This window comes from Streptomyces sp. NPDC006544 (assembly GCF_040611715.1).
In the GTDB taxonomy this organism is placed as follows: Bacteria; Actinomycetota; Actinomycetes; order Streptomycetales; family Streptomycetaceae; genus Streptomyces.
Genome location: NZ_JBEXOV010000025.1, coordinates 23,460 through 43,239 on the forward strand (window position 1 = coordinate 23,460; position 19,780 = coordinate 43,239).

15 protein-coding genes are annotated in these 19,780 nt (G+C 73.5%); 6 read left to right on the forward strand and 9 right to left on the reverse strand.

Features of this window, described 5'->3' with window-relative positions; genetic code table 11:
* Nucleotides 1–80: 80 nt before the first annotated feature.
* Together ABZY44_RS14625 and ABZY44_RS14630 are read left to right on the forward strand one after the other, a co-directional pair.
* Nucleotides 81–1,253 (forward strand): exonuclease SbcCD subunit D, encoded by a 1,173-nt coding sequence (locus ABZY44_RS14625; RefSeq protein WP_356653531.1) that lies wholly within the window; start codon nucleotides 81–83, stop codon nucleotides 1,251–1,253.
* A complete protein-coding gene (locus ABZY44_RS14630; protein WP_356653533.1) occupies nucleotides 1,250–4,273 on the forward strand; it encodes an SMC family ATPase in 3,024 nt (1,007 codons plus the stop codon). Before ABZY44_RS14625 ends, ABZY44_RS14630 begins: the two co-directional genes overlap by 4 nt.
* A gap of 67 nt (nucleotides 4,274–4,340) precedes the next feature.
* Here the strand turns inward: ABZY44_RS14630 and ABZY44_RS14635 are convergent, their stop codons facing one another.
* Nucleotides 4,341–6,044, reverse strand: coding sequence for a DUF885 domain-containing protein (locus tag ABZY44_RS14635; protein WP_356653535.1), 1,704 nt, complete (start codon nucleotides 6,042–6,044; stop codon nucleotides 4,341–4,343).
* Nucleotides 6,045–6,092: 48 nt separating this feature from the next.
* Nucleotides 6,093–6,575, reverse strand: a complete 483-nt coding sequence (locus ABZY44_RS14640) for an Lrp/AsnC family transcriptional regulator (RefSeq protein ID WP_356653537.1) — start codon at nucleotides 6,573–6,575, stop codon at nucleotides 6,093–6,095.
* 60 nt (nucleotides 6,576–6,635) lie between these two features.
* On the opposite strand from ABZY44_RS14640, the gene ABZY44_RS14645 reads away from it, so the two are divergent.
* Nucleotides 6,636–7,835 (forward strand): PLP-dependent transferase, encoded by a 1,200-nt coding sequence (locus ABZY44_RS14645; RefSeq protein ID WP_356653539.1) that lies wholly within the window; start codon nucleotides 6,636–6,638, stop codon nucleotides 7,833–7,835.
* 52 nt (nucleotides 7,836–7,887) lie between these two features.
* Here the strand turns inward: ABZY44_RS14645 and ABZY44_RS14650 are convergent, their stop codons facing one another.
* The 3 genes from ABZY44_RS14650 to ABZY44_RS14660 form a co-directional block, all read right to left on the reverse strand.
* Nucleotides 7,888–9,324, reverse strand: coding sequence for a GNAT family N-acetyltransferase (locus ABZY44_RS14650; protein WP_356653541.1), 1,437 nt, complete (start codon nucleotides 9,322–9,324; stop codon nucleotides 7,888–7,890).
* A gap of 121 nt (nucleotides 9,325–9,445) precedes the next feature.
* On the reverse strand, nucleotides 9,446–11,047 hold the full coding sequence (locus tag ABZY44_RS14655; RefSeq protein ID WP_356653543.1) for an alkaline phosphatase D family protein: 1,602 nt from the start codon (nucleotides 11,045–11,047) through the stop codon (nucleotides 9,446–9,448).
* 342 nt (nucleotides 11,048–11,389) lie between these two features.
* A complete protein-coding gene (locus ABZY44_RS14660; protein WP_356653545.1) occupies nucleotides 11,390–12,229 on the reverse strand; it encodes an alpha/beta hydrolase in 840 nt (279 codons plus the stop codon).
* Nucleotides 12,230–12,527: 298 nt separating this feature from the next.
* Here ABZY44_RS14660 and ABZY44_RS14665 point away from each other — a divergent pair, with 298 nt between their 5' ends.
* On the forward strand, nucleotides 12,528–13,286 hold the full coding sequence (locus tag ABZY44_RS14665; protein ID WP_356653547.1) for a GntR family transcriptional regulator: 759 nt from the start codon (nucleotides 12,528–12,530) through the stop codon (nucleotides 13,284–13,286).
* Nucleotides 13,287–13,420: 134 nt separating this feature from the next.
* On the opposite strand, the gene ABZY44_RS14670 is transcribed toward ABZY44_RS14665, so the two are convergent.
* The 3 genes from ABZY44_RS14670 to ABZY44_RS14680 all read right to left on the reverse strand — a co-directional run bounded on the left by ABZY44_RS14670 (nucleotide 13,421) and on the right by ABZY44_RS14680 (nucleotide 16,545).
* Complete coding sequence (locus ABZY44_RS14670) at nucleotides 13,421–14,578, reverse strand: ROK family transcriptional regulator (RefSeq protein WP_356653549.1); 1,158 nt, start codon at nucleotides 14,576–14,578, stop codon at nucleotides 13,421–13,423.
* A gap of 118 nt (nucleotides 14,579–14,696) precedes the next feature.
* Nucleotides 14,697–15,347 carry a response regulator transcription factor gene (locus ABZY44_RS14675; protein WP_356653551.1) on the reverse strand — a complete coding sequence of 217 codons (651 nt, stop codon included), beginning with the start codon at nucleotides 15,345–15,347 and terminating at the stop codon, nucleotides 14,697–14,699.
* 4 nt (nucleotides 15,348–15,351) lie between these two features.
* Nucleotides 15,352–16,545, reverse strand: coding sequence for a histidine kinase (locus tag ABZY44_RS14680; RefSeq protein ID WP_356653553.1), 1,194 nt, complete (start codon nucleotides 16,543–16,545; stop codon nucleotides 15,352–15,354).
* Between the two features lie 108 nt (nucleotides 16,546–16,653).
* On the opposite strand from ABZY44_RS14680, the gene ABZY44_RS14685 reads away from it, so the two are divergent.
* Entirely contained in the window at nucleotides 16,654–17,565 is a 912-nt protein-coding gene (locus ABZY44_RS14685) for an ATP-binding cassette domain-containing protein (RefSeq protein WP_356653555.1), read from the forward strand.
* 29 nt (nucleotides 17,566–17,594) lie between these two features.
* On the forward strand, nucleotides 17,595–18,344 hold the full coding sequence (locus ABZY44_RS14690) for an ABC transporter permease subunit (RefSeq protein WP_356653557.1): 750 nt from the start codon (nucleotides 17,595–17,597) through the stop codon (nucleotides 18,342–18,344).
* A gap of 107 nt (nucleotides 18,345–18,451) precedes the next feature.
* Here the strand turns inward: ABZY44_RS14690 and ABZY44_RS14695 are convergent, their stop codons facing one another.
* On the reverse strand, nucleotides 18,452–19,696 hold the full coding sequence (locus ABZY44_RS14695) for a serine hydrolase domain-containing protein (protein WP_356653559.1): 1,245 nt from the start codon (nucleotides 19,694–19,696) through the stop codon (nucleotides 18,452–18,454).
* Between the last annotated feature and the right edge of the window lie 84 nt (nucleotides 19,697–19,780).

Genomic DNA, 19,780 nt, shown 5'->3' on the forward strand with positions numbered 1-19,780 from the left:
GTGTTGACGGCGAGCCCCGTGCTGGTTCGTGCTGGTCTTAGAGGCGCAGTAGGGGTGAACGTGCAGGTCAGGGCGATTTCGTGAAATTGCTGCACACCTCCGACTGGCACCTCGGCCGGTCCTTTCACCGGGTGAACCTGCTCGACGCCCAGGCCGCCTTCGTCGACCACCTGGTGGAGAGCGCCCGGGAACACGAGGTCGACGCCGTCCTCGTCGCCGGTGACGTCTACGACCGGGCCGTGCCCCCGCTGCCCGCCGTCGCGCTCTACGACCGGGCCCTGCACCGGCTCGCCGATCTCGGCGTGCCCACCGTGATGATCTCCGGGAACCACGACTCCGCCCGCCGCCTCGGCGTCGGGGCCGCCCTGATCGGCCGGGCCGGGATCCACCTGCGGACCGACCCCGCCGGATGCGCCGACCCGGTGGTGCTGGCCGACGCGCACGGGGACGTGGCGCTGTACGGGCTGCCCTACCTGGAGCCCGCGCTGGTCAAGGACGACTTCGGCGCGGGGAAGGTGAGCCACGAGGCGGTCCTGGGCGCGGCGATGGACCGGATCCGGGCCGACCTGGCCGGCCGGCCGCCCGGCACCCGCTCCGTGGTCCTCGCGCACGCCTTCGTCACCGGCGGGCAGGCCAGCGACAGCGAGCGCGACATCACCGTCGGCGGGGTCGAGGCCGTGCCGGCCTCCGTCTTCGACGGGGTCGACTACGCCGCCCTCGGCCACCTGCACGGCTGCCAGACGATCAACGAACGGGTCCGGTACTCCGGTTCCCCGCTCGCCTACTCCTTCTCCGAAGCCGACCACCGCAAGACCATGTGGCTGATCGAACTGGGCGCGGAGGGGGAGATCGAGAACGCCGAGCGCCTCGACACCCCCGTCCCGCGCTCGCTCGCCCGCGTCCGGGGGCGCCTGGAGGACCTGCTCGGCGACAGCGCGTACGCCTCGTACGCGGACCGCTGGCTGGAGGCCACGCTCACCGACCCCGTCCGGCCGGAGGACCCCATGGCCCGGCTCACCGAGCGCTTCCCGCACACCCTCAGCCTCGCCTTCGACCCCGAGGGCCGTACCGAGGACGCCGGGGGCTCCTACGCGCAGCGGCTCAAGGGCCGCAGCGACCAGGAGATCGCCGAGGACTTCGTCGCCCACGTCCGCGGCGGCGGCGGTTTCGCCGACGAGGCCGAACGGGCCGTGCTGCAGGGCGCCTTCGACGACGTACGGGCCGGCGACAGCCTGCAGGAGACCCGCCGATGAGGCTGCACCGGCTACGGATCACCGCTTTCGGGCCCTTCGCCGAACCGCAGGAGATCGACTTCGATGCCCTGTCCGGCGCCGGGATCTTCCTGTTGCACGGGCCGACCGGGGCGGGCAAGACCTCCGTCCTGGACGCCGTCTGCTACGCCCTCTACGGGTCGGTGCCCGGCTCCCGCCAGGCCCCCGGAACCAGCCTGCGCAGCGACCACGCCGCCCCCGGCGTCCCGACCGAGGTCACCCTCGAACTCACCGCGGGCGGACGGCGCCTGGAGATCACCCGCCGCCCCGAACAGGACCGGCCGAAGAAGCGCGGCAACGGGACGACCAAGGACAAGGCGCAGAGCTGGCTGCGCGAGTACGACGGGACGGGCGAGGGGGAACGCTGGCGTGCCCTCAGCCGTTCCCACCAGGAGATCGGCGAGGAGATCGAGCACCTGCTCGGCATGAGCCGCGAGCAGTTCTGCCAGGTCGTGCTCCTCCCGCAGGGAGAGTTCGCGCGCTTCCTGCGGGCCGACGAGGTGGCGCGGGGCCGGCTGCTGGGCCGGCTCTTCGACACCCGCCGCTTCGCCGCCGTCGAGACCCTGCTCGGCGACCGGCGCCGGACCGCCGAGGCCAAGGTCCGCGCCGGGGACGAGCAGGTGCTGCACACCGCCCAGCGCCTCGCGCAGGCAGCCGGCGACTGCGCCGACCTGCGCGCCTGGCCGCTGCCCCGGCACCAGCCCGGCGACCCCGGGCTCGCCGAGGCCGTCCGCGCCTGGGCGGCCGTCGCGCGCAGCTCCGCCCGCGAGCGGCTCACCGTCGCCGAGTACGCCCTCGCCGCCGTCGAGGGTCGCCACGCCGCCGCACGGCGGGCCGCCGAGGAAGCGCGCGAGCTCGACCGCCTGCAGCGCCGGCACGCCGAGACCACCCGCCGGGCCGCCCTCCTCGCCGAGGCGGCCCCGGAGCGGGAGCGGGTGCGCGCCCTGCTCGACCGCGCCCGGCGCGGAGCCCTCGTCGCGCCCGCCCTGGAACTGCGCGGAGCCGCCGCCGGCGCCCACATGGCCGCCGCGCACGCCGAGGGCGTGGCCCGTGCGGAGCTGCCGCCGGTCCTGGCCGAAGCGGGCACCGAACAGCTGGCCGCCGAGGAACAGCGGCTGCGCGAGGACCTCGGAGCGCTCGGCGCCGCCCGCCGGGCCGAGCAGCGCTGCGCCGAGATCGGCCGCGAACGGGCCAACCTGGAACGGGAATCGCGGGCCGCCGAGGAGCAGCAGCAGGAGACCGCCGAGTGGCTGGGCCGCTGGGAGGCCACCCGGGCCGCGCTGGCCGGGCGCGCCGACGCCGCCCAGCAGGCCGCGACCCTGGCCGAGCAGCTCGCCGGCAAACTGGAACCCGCGCGGATGCACCTGCACGCCGCCCGCCGGCGCGACGCCCTCGACGCCGACGCCGAGCGGGCCTCCGGCGAACTGCTCACCGCGCGCGAGGAGTCGACCGCCGCCCGGGAGCACTGGCTGGAACTCAAGGAGACCCGGCTGCGCGGGATCGCCGCCGAACTGGCCGCGGCGCTCGTCGCGGGGGAGCCGTGCACCGTGTGCGGAGCCGCCGAACACCCGGCGCCGGCCCGCCCGGCCCCCGGCCACGTGGACCGGGCCGCCGAGGACGCGGCGCACGCCCGCTTCGAACGGGCCGAGGAACGCCGGGCCGAAGTGGAACGCCGGCTCGCCGCGGTCCGTGAGGCCCGCGCCGAGGCCGCGACCGCGGCCGGCGACGCCACCACGGCCGAACTGCTGGAACTCACCTCCGACCTGAGCACCCGGCACGCCGCCGCCCACACCGCGGCCGCCGCACTGCACTCCGCCCGCGAGCAGCTCGCCCGCGCCGAGCGGGAGCACGCGGTGCGCAGCTCCGACCGGCTGGAGGCGGAGGTCCGGGCCGCCGGGCGGACCACGCGCCGCGAGGCCCTGGACCAGGAACAGGCCTCGCTGGAGGCGGAGCTCGCCCTCGTACGGGGGAACGCGCCCAGCGTCGCGGCCCGCGCCGGGGTCCTGGAGGACCGGGTGCGCATGGTGGCCGCGGCCGCGGCCGCGTTGCGCCGGGCCGAAGCCACCGCCGCGCGGCTGAAGGAGGCCGACGGGCAGCTGGCCGACGCCGCCTTCAAGGCCGGCTTCGACACCGTCGCGGAAGCGGCCGACGCCGTACTCCCGGAGTACCAGCGCACGGACCTCCAGCACCGGATGGACGCCTGGCAGGCCGAGGAGGCCATGCTGGCCGACCGGCGCGGCGAGCAGGACACCGCGGCGGCGGCCGCCCTGCCCCCGGCCGATCCGGGCGCCGCCCTCGCGTACGCGGACCGGGCCGCCGCGGTGCTCCGCGGCGCCGGATCCGCCGTCGACGCCTCCCGCGTGCGCTGCACCGAACTGGACCGGCTCTCGCACCAGGCGGAGCGGGAGCTCCGGGCGCTCGGCCCGCTGCGCGAGGAGTACGACCGGGTGGCCCGCCTCGCCGGACTCACCGCGGGAACCTCCGCCGACAACGAGCGCAAGATGCGGCTGGAGGCGTACGTGCTCGCGGCCCGGCTGGAGCAGGTCGCCGCCGCGGCGACGGTACGGCTGCTGCGCATGTCCGGCGGCCGCTACACCCTCGTCCACTCCGACGCCAAGGCCAGCGGGCGCGGGCGCTCCGGGCTCGGGCTGCACGTGGTCGACGCCTGGACCGGCAGCGAGCGGGACACCGCCACGCTGTCCGGCGGCGAGACCTTCTTCGCCTCGCTCGCGCTCGCGCTGGGCCTCGCCGACGTGGTCACCGACGAGGCCGGCGGCATGCGGCTCGACACGCTCTTCATCGACGAGGGCTTCGGCAGCCTCGACGACCAGGCGCTCGACGAGGTGCTCGACGTACTCGACTCCCTGCGCGAACGCGACCGCAGCGTGGGCATCGTGAGCCACGTGGCCGATCTGCGCACCCGCGTGCAGGCGCAGCTGGAGATCGTCAAGCAGCGCGGCGGTTCGGTGGTGCGCCACCGCGCGGCGGCCGGGACCGGCTGAGCGGACCCCGCGGTCCGGCCGGCTCCTGTCGCGGAGCCGGCCGGACCGTGCGCACGAGAACCGCCGGTCAGAGCTTCGACAGCTCGTCCACCAGGTCGTCCAGGCCGAGCGAACCCTGGGACAGTGCCGCCATGTGCCACGCCTTCAGGTCGAAGGAATCGCCGTGCGCGGCCCGCGCGTTGTCGCGGCCCAGCAGCCAGGCGCGCTCGCCCAGCTTGTAGCCGATGGCCTGGCCCGGCATCGACAGGTAGCGGGTCAGCTCGCTCTCGACGAAGTCACCCGGCCGGCCGCTGTGCAGACCGAAGAACTCCTGCGCCAGGTCCACCGTCCAGCGCTCGCCCGGGTGGAACGGCGAGTCCGCCGGGATCTCCAGGCCCAGGTGCATGCCGATGTCCACGATGACCCGCGCGGCACGCATCATCTGGCAGTCCAGGTAGCCGAGCCGCTGCTCGGCGTCCTTGAGGTAGCCCAGTTCGTCCATCAGCCGCTCCGCGTACAGCGCCCAGCCCTCGGCGTTGGCGCTGACGAGCCCGACGCTGGCCTGGTAGCGGGAGAGCTGGTCCGCGACGTGCGTCCACTGCGCCAGCTGGAGGTGGTGGCCCGGAACGCCCTCGTGGTACCAGGTGGAGACCAGGTCGTACACGGGGAAGCGGGTCTGGCCCATCGTCGGCAGCCAGGTGCGCCCCGGACGGGAGAAGTCCTCCGAGGGGTTCGTGTAGTACGGGGCCGCCGCGCCGCCCGGAGGGGCGATCCGCGACTCCACCCTCTTGACCCGCTCGGCGAGTTCGAAGTGGGTGCCGTCCAGGTTCTCGATGGCCTCGTCCATGAGGCCCTGCAGCCAGGCCTGGACCTCGTCGACGCCCTCGATGTGGGTGCCGTGCTCGTCCAGGTGCTTGAGCACCTCCCAGGGGCCGGCGTCGGGGAGGATCTTGGCGGCCTCCGACTTCATCTCGGCGAGCAGCCGGTGGTATTCGGACCAGCCGTAGGCGTAGGCCTCGTCCAGGTCCAGGTCCGTGCCGTTGAAGTAGCGCGACCAGCGGGCGTAGCGCTCGCGGCCCACCGGGTCCGGCTGTCCCTCGACCGCGGGGGCGTACACGTCCCGCATCCAGTCGCGGAGTTCGACGACGGCGCCGGTCGCGGCGGCGGCCGCCGCGTCGAGCTCGGCGCGCAGCGCGTCCGGGCCGCCCGCGGCGAACTCGGCGAAGAACGCCTCGCCGCCGCCGTTCTCGCCGGCCCAGCCGGTGAGCTGCTCGATGAACGTGGCGGTCGGGCGCGGGCCGCCGTACAGCCCGCGGTCCAAGCCGAGCGCGAGGCACTCGCGGTAGCCCGCGTAGGCGGCCGGAACGGCGCGCAGCCGCTCCGCGATGGCGGCCCAGTCCTCGTCCGTGTCGGCCGGGGTCAGGGTGAAGACCTCGCGGACCGAGTGCGCCGGGGAGTGGATGTTGCTGACCGCGCGCAGGTCCTCGTCGGCCTCGAAGACCGCGATCTCGGCGGTGAGGCGCTCGCGCAGCAGGCGGGCGCAGCGACGCTCGACGTCGCTGTCAGCACCCGGCCGGCGCTCGGCGGCATCGAGCAGCGCGAGGGTCGAACGGGACAGCTCGGCGGCCGCGGCGCGGCCCGCCGGGGAGAGGTCCGGGAGCTTGCCGGAGCTGGCGGCGACACCGAGGTAGGTGCCCGTGATCGGGTCGAGGGCGATGAGGTCGTCGACGTAGGCGTCGGCGACCTGGCGGGGCAGCCGAGCGGCGCCGTCACTGTGGAGGTTGTCTGACATGCGGACATCTTCGTACGTGGGACGGGCCCGCGTCATCACCAAATGATCTCAGCCTGCTGACATGGGGGGCAGCAGGGGCCCGCAGTCCCATTCCTGGAAGATCAACCGGGTCTCCACACGGGCGACTTCACGCCGTGAGGTGAACTCGTCGAGGACCAGCCGCTGGAGCTCGCCGGGATCGGAAACGGCCACGTGAACGAGGTAGTCGTCGGGTCCCGTCAGGTGGAAGACGGCTCGCGAGGCGGTCAGCGAGCGCACCCGCTCGACGAACGGGCCGATCAGCTCCCGCCGGTGCGGGCGCACCTGTATGAGCAGCAACGCCTCCAGGCCCCGCCCCAGTTTGGCGGGATCCAGCCGGAGCCGGTTGCCGAGGATGATTCCCGAGCGGCGCATCCGGGCGACTCGGTCGAGGCAGGTCGACGCCGCGATGCCGACCTCGGCGGCGAGATCGCGATAGGTGGACCGGGCGTCGTTCTGCAGAAGCCGCAGAATGTGCAGATCGACCGGGTCCAGCGCGACGGATTCGGACATTGGCCGAACGTAGCACGGCGATTTCGCGCCCCGGCCGTGGCGCCGCGCACAGTACGGCCCATGGAGACGAACGCCCAGACCGCACGACGGTCACTGGCCACCGAAGCCGTTCATGCCGGACGCGAGGACCTCGCCGGGCTCGGACTGCACGCGCCTCCGCTCGACCTGTCGACGACCTACCCGTCGTACGACAGCCGGGCGGAGGCCGCTCGCATCGACGCGTTCGCCACCACCGGAGCCCGGCCCGAGGGCCCGCCGGTCTACTCCCGGCTGGACAATCCGACCACCGCCCGGTTCGAGACGGCCCTGGCCCGGCTCGAAGGCACCGAGAGCGCCGTCGCCTTCGCGAGCGGGATGGCCGCGCTGTCGGCCTGCCTGCTGGTGCGGGGCATGAAGGACCTGCGTCACGTGGTCGCCGTACGACCGCTCTACGGGTGCAGCGACCACCTGTTGAGCAGCGGCCTGCTGGGAACCACGGTGACCTGGGTGGATCCGGCGGGCATCGCCGACGCCATCCGGCCCGACACCGGGCTCGTCATGATCGAGTCGCCCGCCAACCCCACTCTCGCGGAGATCGACCTGCGGGCCGCCGCGCACGCCTGCGGGAACGTTCCGCTGCTCGTCGACAACACCTTCGCGACCCCCGTCCTGCAGCGGCCGGCCGAGAGCGGTGCCCGCGTGGTGCTGCACAGCGCCACCAAGTACCTGGGCGGGCACGGGGACGTCCTGGGCGGGGTCGTGGCCTGCGACGAGGAGTTCGCCCGGCAGCTGCGCCAGGTCCGGTTCGCCACCGGCGGGGTGCTCCACCCCCTGGCCGCCTACCTGCTGCTCCGCGGGCTCTCGACGCTCCCCGTCCGGGTACGGGCGGCCTCCGCGAGCGCCGCCGAACTCAGCCGCAGGCTCGAGGCCGACCCGCGCGTGCTGCGGGTGCACTATCCGCGGATCGGCGGGGCCATGGTCGCCTTCGAGACGGCCGGGGACCCGCACGCGGTGATCGCCTCGGTCCGGCTGATCACGCCGGCGGTCAGCCTGGGCAGCGTCGACACCCTCATCCAGCACCCGGCCTCCATCAGCCACCGCATCGTGGCCGAGGGGGACCGGCACGCCTCGGGCGTCAGCGACCGGCTGCTGCGCATGTCGGTCGGGCTGGAGGACGTGGACGACCTGTGGGCGGATCTGGACCAGGCGCTGGACCGGGCCGTGGGCCGCGGTGGTGGCGAGGATCGCGCCGAGGCGGCCCGTCCGGCCCTGGTCCGCTAGTGCCGTGACCGGCACACCCCGCCGGTCACGGCACCAGGCCCGGATCCCGCGCTCAGTGCCGCGTACGGGGCAGGGCGCGGGATGCGGCCGGCGGCTCGGACGACAGCTCGTACGGGAGTCGCGAGACGACCGGCGTCGCGTCCAGCCGGGCCGTGATCACCAGGGTGCCCTCCTCGATCTGGTAGTCCAGGGGCAGGCCGAGGCCGCGCATGGCGGCGACCATGCCGGTGTTCGAGGCCTGGGTGACGGCGTACACGCTGTCGCACCCGGCCTCGACGGCCATCGCGACCAGCCGGCCGAGCAGCTCGGTGCCGATGCCCCGGCGCTGCCAGTCGTCCTCGATGAGCAGCGCGACCTCGGTCTCGTCGCCGTCCCAGAGCAGGTGGCCGAGGGCGACGAGCTTGCCGGAGGCGGTGGTAGCGGCGAGCGTACGGCCGAAACGCGGGCTCAGCAGGTGGCCGAGGTAGCGGTCTGCGTCGGCGACGGGGCCGTGGTAACGCAGGGACAGGGTGCGTTCGGAGCAGCGGTCGTGCATCGCGCGGGCGGCCGGCCCGTCGGAGCCGTCGGCGCGGCGCACGGTGATCTCGTTGCCCTCGGGCAGGGTCAGGACGTCCTGGCTGCGCGGGACGCGCGGCCCGAGCCGGGCGTCGAGCTCGACAAGCGCACGGGCGCGGGCGAACTCGGTCGGGGTGAACGGCAGGTAGGGCCGCTCGATGGTGATCGCGCCGCCCGACGGGTCGCGCAGCCGCATGACGGTGGCCTCGAGGACCCCCTCGACCGGCGCGTCCGCGGCGGCGTTCGGGCGCCCCGAGAGGGTGGTCGCGGGGATCGAGTGGATGGTGCAGCGGCCGAGCAGCTGGCGCAGTGCGAGGGGCAGCTCGGCGGCGTCCAGCGCGGTGCGGGTGGCCAGTCCCAGGACGCGGGTCGGGGCGTCGACGAGGTCGTGGGCGTCGGCGCGCTCGATCCAGGTGCTGTGGCCGCCCGCGCCGGCGATGGCCCGGGTGAGCTCGGCGGAGGGCAGCTGCTGCGGAGCGCGCAGCAGGAACTCGTCCACCGTGCCGCCCTCGGGCAGCGGGTGCGTCTGGAGGGTCAGGATGTCGACCCCGCTCCGGGCGAGGGCGGCGCAGATCACGGCGAGGCTGCCGGGCTCGTCGCGCACGGTCGTCCGCATCCGCCACAGGATGGTGGTGAGCGCGGTGTCCGCGGCCGTCCCGGCGATCGGGGCCGCGCCCCGATCGCCGGGCGCCGTGCTCGTGGGCGGGGGCGCATGGCTGTGGCGTCGTGCCCACCACGTGTGGAACGCCGCCGTGACCAGGAGTGCGAGGGCGGAGGCGACGAGCAGCACGGGGCCGCGCGGGCCGTGCACGACGAGATTGGCGATGCCGTCGGCGACGGCCACGGCGCAGAAGAGGGCGGCGAGTTCGACGACGTCCCGGCGCCAGTGGTGGCGGTGGGAACGCTGGGCAGGGGCAGCAGTACGCTCAGTCATACGGACCACTGTGACCCAGGGGTGTTGCGTGATCGCGAACGATCTGTGACCGATGGGTTAAGGATCCATCTGGACGATTTCGCCCTGTTTTCCAGCTGATCCCAGATGCGGGGCGCATCCGCTACTGACCCACCCGTCCGGGCCGCAGCGTTCGGGTGAACAGCACGCCGCCGCCCTGGCGCCGCAGGCGGACCGTGAGCTCGCCGCTGTCACCGTCGATCTCGACCTCGCCGTAGTACGGGGGGTTCTCGGCCGGGGACATGTTGGCGAGCGGGGCGGACTGGACGTACTCCGTCCGCGGGCCGAAGGTGGCGTCGAGCGGGCCCGCCGGGAAGCCGCCCGCCCCGATGGGCCCGGAGACGAACTCCCAGAACGGCTCGAAGTCGGTGAAGGCCGCCCGCTCGGGCGCGTAGTGGTTCGCGGCCGTGTAGTGGACGTCAGCGGTGAGCCAGAGGGTGCCGGTGATGCGCTGGTGCTTGATGTGGCGCAGCAGCTCGGCGATCTGGAGTTCGCGGCCGAGCGGCGCGCCCGGGTCCCCCTGGGCGACGGCCTCGAAGTTCGCGGCCCCGTCGGGGACCACGATCCCCAGCGGCATGTCGGCGGCGATGACCTTCCACGTGGCGCGGGAGCGGGAGAGCTCGCGCTTGAGCCAGGCCAACTGCTCGGGGCCGAGGATGCCTACGGGGTCGTCGCTCTGGCGGCCGGGGGAGTTGGCGTCGCGGTGGGTGCGCATGTCGAGGACGAAGACGTCGAGCAGCGGGCCGTGGCGCATCACCCGGTACATCCGGCCCTCGGCGCGACCGCCGCGCAGGTCGGTGACGGGGAAGTACTCGCCGAAGGCCCGGCGGGCCCGTCCGGCGAGGGTGTCGACGTCCTTCACGGTGTAGCGGGGGTCGTCGAGGATCTGCCCCGGGTACCAGTTGTTGCGGACCTCGTGGTCGTCCCACTGCGCGAGGACCGGGACCTGGGCGTTGAAGTCGCGCAGGTTGCGGTCGAGCAGGTTGTAGCGGAAATTGCCGCGGTACTCGGCGAGGGTCTCGGCGACCTTGGCCTTCTCCTCGGTCGTCACGTTGTGCCATAGGGTGCCGTCGCGCAGGGGTACGGAGGCCTGGATCGGGCCGTCGGCGTAGACGGTGTCCCCGCTGAAGAGGAAGAAGTCGGGGTCGCGCAGCCGCATTTCGTCGAAGACGCGGTAGCCGCCGAGACCGGGGTTGATGCCCCAGCCCTGGCCGGCGAGGTCCCCGGACCACAGGAAGCGCACGTCGCGGCGCCGGGAGGCGGGGGTGGTGCGGAACGTCCCGTGGACCGGCTCGCCGGTGCGGCGCAGGTCGTCGGGGTCGGCGAGGACGACGCGGTAGTGGATCTGCTGGCCGGGTGGGAGTTCACGCAGCGGGGTGGTGCCGGTGAAGTCGGTGCCGGGGCCGAGCAGCGGGCCGCGGTGGCGGCGGACGGCGTAGCGGAACGACTCGCTCGGGGAAGTCTCCACGTACATCCGCGCGAGCCGGTCGGAGCGCGTCCAGACGGTGGCCGAGTGGGCGGTGATCTCCCCGGACTGGACGCCCCAGAGGGCGTTCGGGCGGCCGGACCGGGCGAGGGCCGGACCGGAGGCGGCGTAGGCCGGGGCGGCGAGGGCGCCGGACAGGGCGGTGGACAGGGCGAGGCCCACGGGAACGGCGAGGGAGCCGCCGAGCAGGGACCGTCGGGTGTGCGGAATCGGTGCCATCGGTGCGTCTCCAGAGGCCGGCGGGGGCGGGCCGGACCAGTGTGCCGCCGTACACCGGCGGCACACCGGCACGGCCGCGTCACCCGCGCGAACCGTGTGTGAACACTGATGGGCGGACCGAGGGGGCCGGGAGGGTCGGACGGAGGGCGGGCCGACGGGCCGACGGGCCGACGGGGATACGGGTTGACGGGGCTGCCGGGCTTTGGGGCTACGGGCCAACGGGACAAAGGGGCTTTGGGGCTACGGACCAACGGGGCGGAGGGGCTTCGGGGATTCGGGCCGCAGGGACTTCGGGTCGACGGACCAACGGGTCAACGGGCCGACAGGCCACGGCTCCGCCGGTCAGCGGGCGGCGCGGGCCGTGTCCAGGATGACGCGGGAGACCAGGGCCGGGTCGTCGTTCATCGGGACGTGGCCGCAGTCCGGGAGGCGGACGAGGCGGGCGCCGGGGATGGTGCGCTTGGCGCGTATGCCCTGGCGGCGCAGGAGCAGCCGGTCTCGGGTGCCCCAGGCGATGGTGACGGGGAGGCCGGGCAGGTCGTCGGTGAACCGTACGGAGCCGCCCGCCGCCAGGGTGTCCTCGAACCCCGTGGCCCCGCGCAGCGCAAGGGTCTCGGCAACGACGGCGTCGGGGGAACGGCGGGCAGGGCGCGCGTAGATGGTGCCGGTGAGCGCCGCCCGGCCGGTCGCGCTGCGCGAGAGCCGCTCCACTGCGGGCAGGGGCAGCGCGGCCGCGCCGGCGCGCATCGCGCGGAGCGCGGCGAAGGCGTAGCGGCGCTCGCCCTCCGTCCAGAACCCGGCCGGGGAGAGCGCGGTGACCGAGCGGGCCAGGCCGGCCCGGCCCAGCTCGAGCGCGAGCAGCCCGCCGAGGGAGTTGCCCGCGACGTGCGGGCGCTCGACACCGAGGGCGGAGCCGAGCGCGCCGAGCGCGGCCGCGACGGTGTCGAGGCTGTACGGGACCCCGCGGGGCAGCGGCTCCGAGACGCCGAAGCCGGGCAGGTCGACGGCGATCACGTCGTGCTCGGCGGACAGGATGTCGGTGACCGGGTGCCAGGCCTGGAGGTGGTGGCCGATGCCGTGGAGCAGGAGGAGCGGTTCGCCCGCGCCCTTGCGTTCGTAGGCGGCGGTGGCGGTGCGGGGGCCCAGCGGCGAATCGATCGTGAAGGAGACCGTGGCGGTCATGATGCTCCTCGTCGGGGTCGGGCGGACGCGTGCGAGACAGATCGTCAGTAGTGTCTCCCGCCATGATTACCGACCGGTAGCCCCCGTCGCCAAGAGTTCTGAACCCGGGGGACCGCGAACATCCCGTGAACGGCTTGCCACATATGCCCGGTCTGCCCGGCAAAGGTACGAGGATTGGTCTTGACCAAGGGGGTGCGCCGTCCTATCGTCGCAGGGATAGTGCAGGAACCTTTAATAAACAAGGGCGCGGAACTGCCGCTGGAACACGGCGATTGCAGCGATTGCAGGAGGAGTCAGGGTGGGGACCACGCAGCTCGAATCGGTGCCGGAGCCGAAGTACTGGCACCTGAAGACCGTCCTCAGTGAGGCGCTCGACCAGGACTTCGCCGTCGGCGAGGTCCTCCCGAACGAGCGGGACCTCGCCGCCCGCTTCGGCGTCGCCCGCGCGACCCTGCGTCAGGCCCTGGAGCAGCTGGAGCTCGAAGGCCGTCTGCAACGCCGCCGCGGCGTCGGCACCACCGTCGCCCCGCCGCGCGTGGGCGTGGACGTCGGCGGCGCGCAGCACGGCTGGCCCGGAGAGGGCACCGACGGCTGGGAACCGGTGGACGCGGCGGAAGCCGTACCGGGCGCGGCCGTCCTGAAACTCCTCGGCACCGCCCCGGGTGAACTGGTCCTCGCGGTGCGCCGGACCCGCGTCGAGCAGGGTCAGGTCGTCGCGGCCGAACTGCTGTACGTCCCCGCCACCTCGGTGCCCGGACTCTCCGCGATCGATGCGCCGGCCGGTCCGGCGCGCGCCCGCGCCGTCATGCGCGAGCTGCAGCGGCTCGCCCTCGACGGGCAGGACCGCTCGGTGGAGCTCGGTTCGGCGCGCGCCGACGACGCGAAGGAACTGGACCGGCTGCCCGGCGCCCCGGTCCTCCTGGTGACCACCCGCTACTTCACGGCGGCGGGGACCGCGGCCGTCTCGGTGGCCACCTACCGTGCGGACACCTGCCGGCTCACCTTCGGCGACTCGGGCGACGTACAGATCACCCACGACGCGCGCGCCGCTTCCTGAACCCTCGGGCCGGCCCTTCACGGAGGGCCGGCCGGGCCGGCTGGGGCCGGCGCCGCTCGGCCGGCCGCCAACGCGCCTGCCTGCCCGGACCGTCAGACCCGGACGGCGCACCGTGCGGCCCGCCCCGCGGGGGATCAGCGGCGGCGGGCCGTCACCGTTTTCTCCACGGCGAACAGCTCTTCCTCCACGTGGTCCAGCGCCAGCCGCAACGCACCCGTTGCCACCGCCGCCTCGCCCAGCAGGGACAGGGCCACGCGCGGCGGGCGCAGGCAGTACCGCTCGAGCTCCCGGCGCAAGGGCTCCAGGACCCCGTCCAGCCCGGCGGCCCAGCCGCCGACCACGACCAGCTCCGGATCCATCGCCAGGACCAGCGCCGCCACGTCGTGGACCAGCCGCTGAAGGAACCGCTCCACCGCGGCCACCGCACGCGCGTCGCCGCGCCTGGCCATCGCGAAGACCTCGGCCACGGCCGGCTCGTCCAGCGGATGCAGCGGCTCACCGGTCGTCGACAGCAGCCGTTCCGGGGTGGCCTCGCGGCCCAGCAGGTGCAGGGCGCCGATCTCTCCGGCGGCCCCACCGAAACCGCGGTGCAGCCGTCCGCCGATCAGTGATCCCGCACCGGGGCTGAGCCCGGCCATCACGAAGACCATGTCGTCGGTGTCGGCCGCAGCGCCCTTCCAGTGCTCGGCCACCGCCGCGGCATTCGCGTCGTTCTCCACCTGTACCGGGCAGCGGAAGGAGCGGCGCAGCCGTTCCCCGAGCGGCAGCCCGGTCCAGCCGGGCAGCGCCGTACCGAGCCGGACGGTGCCGTCGGCCTCCACGATCCCGGGACTGCCCACGCCGACCGCCCGGAGGGAGTCGCGGGGCACCCCGGCCCTGCGCAGCAGATCGGCCACCGCCGTCCGCACCTTCTCCAGCCGCTCGTCGGCGGACGCCGTCTCGGCGACCTCCTTGGTGCCGGCGCCGATCACCCGCCCGTCCAGGCCGGAGAGCAGCACCGCGATCCTGTGCGAGCCGATCTCCACGCCGAGCAGGTGCCCGGCCTCGGCGCGGAAGCGGAACCGCCTGGCCGGCCGGCCCTGGCGCCGCGCCCCTTCTTCCGCACCGGCCTCGACGACGAGCCCCGTACCGATGAGCCCCTCGACGACCCCCTCGACGGTGGGCCGGGAGAGCCCGGTCACCCGTGTGAGGTCGGTGAGGGTCGGCGCCTCGGCCGCGCGCAGTGCCCGCAGAACCACGGCGGAATTGATCCGCCGGAGCAGCGAGGGGTCCCCGCCGGTCAGCTGCCCCAACGTGTGTCCTCCCAGCGAGCGAGCGTGTCAGGCGGATCGTACTGCGGACCCGGCACGACGGCGAGAAGCAGCCCCCCATCGGCCGGAATCCGTGCTTCCCCACCCGTCCCGGCAACGGTCAGGCAGGGGCGACGAACCCCGACTCGTACGCGGCGATCACGGCCTGGGTCCGGTCCCGCGCCCCGAGTTTCGCCAGGATCGCGCTCACGTGGGATTTCACCGTCTCCGTCCCGACGATCAGCTCACGGGCGATCTCGATGTTGGTCAGTCCCTTCGACATCAAGCGCAGCACGGCCTCCTCCCGGTCGGTCAGCGCGGCCCGCTCCAGCACCGTCCGCGCCTGCCGGTTGCCGTACTCGGCGGCCAGGGTCCGCACCGCCGCCGGGAAGAGCAGCGTCTCGCCCTCCGCCACCAGCCGCACCGCGTGCACGATCTCCGACGGCCGGGCCCGCTTCAGAAGGAACCCGTCCGCGCCGGCGCGCAGCGCCTGGTAGACGTACTCGTCGTTCTCGAACGTCGTGACCACGAGGATCTTCGGCGGGGAGTCCACGGAGCGCAGGACCGCCCGGGTCGCCTCGATCCCGTCGAGCAACGGCATCCGGACGTCCATGGCCACGACGTCCGGTCGCAGTTGCCGCACGAGCGGGACCACCGAGGCTCCGTCGGCGGCTTCCCCGACCACCTCGATGTCGGGCTGGGCGTCCAGGACGGCGCGCAGACCCGCGCGCACCAGGGGTTCGTCGTCGACGAGCAGTACGGTAACCGGCATCCGGTCAGCGTATTCGCTCCAGCGGAAGCCGTGCGCGCACCCTCCAACCCCCCTGGTACGGACCGGTCTCGGCCTCTCCGCCGAGCAGCGCCGCCCGCTCCCGCATTCCGCGCAGCCCGGTGCCGCTGCCGGCCATCACGGTGGGCCGGTCCGGCAGTGGATTGGTCACCTCCAGGTCCAGCCGGTCGGCGACCATGCCGATCCGCACCCGTACGGGTACCGGACCGCAGTGCCTCAGCACATTGGTGAGTGCCTCTTGCAGGATGCGGTACCCCTCCTGGGTGACCGGTCCCGGCAACTGGTCGAGGGGGCCGATCAGTTGCGCGTCGACCGCGGCGCCCGAGGCGCGCGCCGACTCGAGCAGCCGGTCCGCCTCCGCCAAGGTCGGCCGCTGGGAGGGGCGCCGGCCGGACTCCCGCAGGACGAGCAGCACCCGCTCCAGGTCCTCCAGCGCGGCCCGGCCCGTCTCCTCGATCGCGCTCAGCGCACGGTCGGTGAACTCCGGGTCGCCCGCCGCCCGCGCGGCCCCCGCCTGCACGACCGCCACGGTCAGTGCGTGGCCGATCGAGTCGTGCAGCTCCCGCGCGATGCGGGTGCGCTCCAGCAACTGCTCGGTACGGAGTTCCAGGGCACTGACCCGCTCCGCCGCCGTCGGCCCCAGCAGCCGACGGCCGATGACGGTGATCACCTCGCCGAGCTTGATCACGAGGACGAGCAGCAGGACCAGCGGCACGGGTGCGAGCAGCCACGCCGCCCAGGACGGGGGAGTGAAGGGCAGCACGCTCTTCGCGCCGACCCTTCCGCTGAGCGCGGCCGTGATCAGATCGACCGTCAGCACCGGCAGCCACACGGACACCATCAGGGTGACCAGCGAGAAGACGAGCCGTATCTCCAGCCACAGCAAGGTCCGCCAGCGGTCGCTCCACTTCTTGGACGCGACGGCGCTGAAACCGTGCTCCTCGGGCTCCGGCGTGGCCCCGGGGCCCCGCGCGGGCGGACTGAGGAGGAACTGCGCCTGGAGCCCCTCGGCCAGCCGCATCCAAGGCAGCAGACCCAGCGGTATGACGAGGAGCACCGGTACCCACGGAGCCTCGGGCCCTATGAACATCCACACCGCCAGCATCAGGATGGGCACGCACAGATGCACCCAGCGTGAGTAGGTCACTGGGCGCAGTGCGGCGCGCATGAGTCGGTGCATCCCCCCATCGTGGCAGTTCAGGTCATCAGCGCGGCTCCCCCACGTGGGGGAGGGAGAACCCTCGCACGGGGGAGGAAGAGGGGCGGGGCCGGCGGCGAACCTTGAGCCATGAACAGCATCGAGATCCGAGAACTGACCAAGGAATTCGGCCGAACCAGGGCTGTGGACCACCTCACCTTCGATGTCGTGCCCGGCCGCGTCACCGGCTTCCTCGGACCCAACGGCGCCGGGAAGTCGACCACGATGCGCCTGCTGCTGGGCCTGGACCGGATCACTTCCGGAACGGCCACCATCGGCGGCCGGCGGTTCACCGAACTACCCGATCCCCTCCACCGGGTGGGCGCGCTGCTGGACGCGCAGTCGGCGCACGGCGGCCGCACGGCCCGCGACCACCTCCGGTTCCTCGCCGCGGCCAACCGCCTTCCGGCGAGCCGGGTGGAGGCGGTCCTCGAGCAGTCGGGAATAGCCTCGGCGGCCAAGCGGCGGATCAAGACCTTCTCGCTGGGCATGCGCCAGCGCCTCGGCATAGCGGCCGCACTCCTCGGGGACCCCGAGGTACTGCTGCTGGACGAGCCGACCAACGGGCTCGACCCCGAAGGCATCATCTGGATCCGCGAACTCATGCGCGCCTTGGCCGCAGAGGGGCGCACGGTCCTCGTCTCCAGCCACCTGATGACCGAGACCGCGGCCCTCGCCGACCATCTGGTCGTACTCGGGGAGGGCAAGCTGCTGGCCGACACCTCGATGGAGGAGTTCATCGACGCCCGCAGCACCCCGAGGGTCCGGCTGCGCACCACCGACCCGGCCCGGTTGCGGGAGGCCCTGGCCCGCGACGACCTCGAGCTGGTCACCGCCGAAGCAGGGCGGTGGACCGTGGACGGCATACAGGCCGAGCGGCTCGGTGTCATCGCCGCCCGCGAAGGCATTCCGATGCTGGAACTGGTCGACGAGAGGGCCTCGCTGGAGCAGGCCTATCTCGAGCTGACCGCAGGCAGTGCCCAGTTCGCTGCCACCCGCTGACCCGACCCTTCACCTGGAGAGGCCTCCCCATGAGCACCGCTCTGCCCACCGTCCCCGTCCTGCGTTCGGAATGGATCAAGATACGGTCCCTGCGCGGCACCTTCGGGGCGCTGATATGCATCTTCGCCGTCACGGTGGGAATCCAGGCGATGACCGCCGCGATGATCGGCCAGACGGAGGCCGGCAGCATGGGAGACGATCCGCTCCTCGCAGCCTTCTACAGCCTCAACTTCGGCCAGATCGCCGCCTTCGCCTTCGGCGCGACCGCGCTGTCCGGCGAGTTCCACAACGGCGCCCTGCGGACCTCGCTGACCGCGGTGCCGAACCGTACGCGGCTCTACCTGTCCAAGATGACGGTGGTGGGCGCGGTCGCCCTCGTGGCCGGCCAGCTCACCGCACTGGCCACCTTCTTCGCGGGGCAGGCGTTCATGGGGCCCTACGCACTGGACCCGGGCAGCCCGGGTACCTACCGTGCGATGTTCGGCTGCGGCATGTACCTGGCGCTGATGACCCTGCTGGCGGCCGGACTGACGGCGGTGCTGCGCAGTGCGACCGCGGTCCTGAGCCTGCTCATACCCCTTACGCTGATCGTGTCCTTCGTGCTGGGCGCGGCCTCCGAGGGCGTAGCCCAGTTCCTGCCGGACCGTGCGGGCCAGATGATGATGCGACTGGACACCTCCGTGGGCCTCGCCCCCTGGACGGGTCTGGGGGTGCTGGCCCTGTGGGCCCTGGTCGCGGTGACCGCCGGCTGGTTGTCCCTGCGGCGCCGGGACGCGTGACGCCGGGGACGGCCCGTCGCGCCCCGGCCCCACCGCGCCACGATCGGACCGGCTCAGGGACGTGACGTACTCGAGGAGCCCGGTCGGTCCGGGGACGGGGCGCGGTATCAGCTGGGCTTGGGATCCAGGGGCTTGTGGCCGGGGTACACGTGGTCGGGGGTCACGATCTGGGTGACCGCCTGACCGAGGAGCGTGCTGGGCTCCTGGCCGTTGGTCTGGCTGTCGGTGTTGAGGAGGATGACCATCGTCGCCCGCGCCTCGGGCAGGTAGACGGGGAGGACCTCGTAGCCGGGGATCGAGCCGTTGTGGCCGATCCAGCCCTGGACGTTGAAGATGCCGAGCCCGTAGCCGTCACCGGGAAGGTTCATGGGGGTGGTCTTCAGGCGCTCGGCCTGGGTCGCGGGCTTCAGCAGGGTGCCGGTGGCGAGGGTGTGTGCCCAACTGCGCAGGTCCTGCAGGTCGGAGATCATCTCTCCGGCGGCCCAGCCCCAGGAGGGGTTCCAGCCGGTAGAGTCCACGGTCCTGCCCGAGGCCGTCTGGTTCGTGTAGCCCTGCGCGTGGGGATCCGGGATCTCGGGGCTGGTGGGGAAGAGCGTGTGGTGCAGTCCGGCCGGCTCTACGACGTCCTTCTGGATGACCTCGTGGAGGGGGCGGCCGGTGATCTTCTCGATCACCAGGCCGAGCAGGATCAAGTTGGTGTTGGAGTAGTCGAACTCCGCACCCGGCTGGAACTGCACGGGATTCTTGAAGGAGTAGGCGAGCAACTGCTGTGGTGTGAAGGCCTGCGACGGATCGGCTTGGTACCTCTTGATGAAGCCCGGGTCCTCGCTGTAGTTGAAGAGCCCGCTGCGCATGCCGGCCAGTTGGCGCAGGGTGATGCGGTCCCCGTTCGGGACACCGGTGATGTACGTGCCGATCGGGTCGTCCAGGCCGATCTTCCCCTGGTCGACCAGTTGGAGGAGGGCGGTGACCGTGAACGTCTTGGTCTCGCTGCCGATCCGCATGTGCAGATCGGGCTTCATGGGCGCTCCGGTCGCCTTGTCCGCCACGCCGAAGCTCTTCACGTAGCTTCCCTTGCCGGGGGCCCACAGGCCCACCGTCACGCCCGGCACCCCCGTCTCGCGCATGACCTGGCGGACGGCCGCGTCCAGCTGCGCCGCGACGGCCGGCGTGAGCCGGGGGAAGTCGGAGCCGGTGCCGGGGGAGGGGGAGGGGGCGGACGGAGCGGCGGAGGCGGAGGGCGGCGGGGCGGTCGCCCCGTACGCGGAGCCCGCGGCGGCCGGGGCGAGGAGGACACTCGCGGCCGCGGCGGCAACACAGGCCCGGCGCAGTCGCGTGGGGGTCGACTTCACAGCGGTCTCCTGTCGTCCGAGGACCCGGGCAACCAAGCGTAGGCCCGCCTCACCCCGGTCGCGCGGCGAGTCGCCGACCGCGGT

Excerpts from the sequence above, each read along its gene's own strand:
- ABZY44_RS14685 (WP_356653555.1), top strand. The coding sequence starts at position 16,654 with ATGAACAGCATCGAGATCCGAGAACTGACCAAGGAATTCGGCCGAACC.
- ABZY44_RS14630 (WP_356653533.1), top strand. The coding sequence starts at position 1,250 with ATGAGGCTGCACCGGCTACGGATCACCGCTTTCGGGCCCTTCGCCGAA.
- ABZY44_RS14635 (WP_356653535.1), bottom strand. The coding sequence starts at position 6,044 with ATGTCAGACAACCTCCACAGTGACGGCGCCGCTCGGCTGCCCCGCCAG.
- ABZY44_RS14660 (WP_356653545.1), bottom strand. The coding sequence starts at position 12,229 with ATGACCGCCACGGTCTCCTTCACGATCGATTCGCCGCTGGGCCCCCGC.
- ABZY44_RS14690 (WP_356653557.1), top strand. The coding sequence starts at position 17,595 with ATGAGCACCGCTCTGCCCACCGTCCCCGTCCTGCGTTCGGAATGGATC.
- ABZY44_RS14650 (WP_356653541.1), bottom strand. The coding sequence starts at position 9,324 with ATGACTGAGCGTACTGCTGCCCCTGCCCAGCGTTCCCACCGCCACCAC.
- ABZY44_RS14655 (WP_356653543.1), bottom strand. The coding sequence starts at position 11,047 with ATGGCACCGATTCCGCACACCCGACGGTCCCTGCTCGGCGGCTCCCTC.
- ABZY44_RS14680 (WP_356653553.1), bottom strand. The coding sequence starts at position 16,545 with ATGCACCGACTCATGCGCGCCGCACTGCGCCCAGTGACCTACTCACGC.
- ABZY44_RS14675 (WP_356653551.1), bottom strand. The coding sequence starts at position 15,347 with ATGCCGGTTACCGTACTGCTCGTCGACGACGAACCCCTGGTGCGCGCG.
- ABZY44_RS14640 (WP_356653537.1), bottom strand. The coding sequence starts at position 6,575 with ATGTCCGAATCCGTCGCGCTGGACCCGGTCGATCTGCACATTCTGCGG.
- ABZY44_RS14645 (WP_356653539.1), top strand. The coding sequence starts at position 6,636 with ATGGAGACGAACGCCCAGACCGCACGACGGTCACTGGCCACCGAAGCC.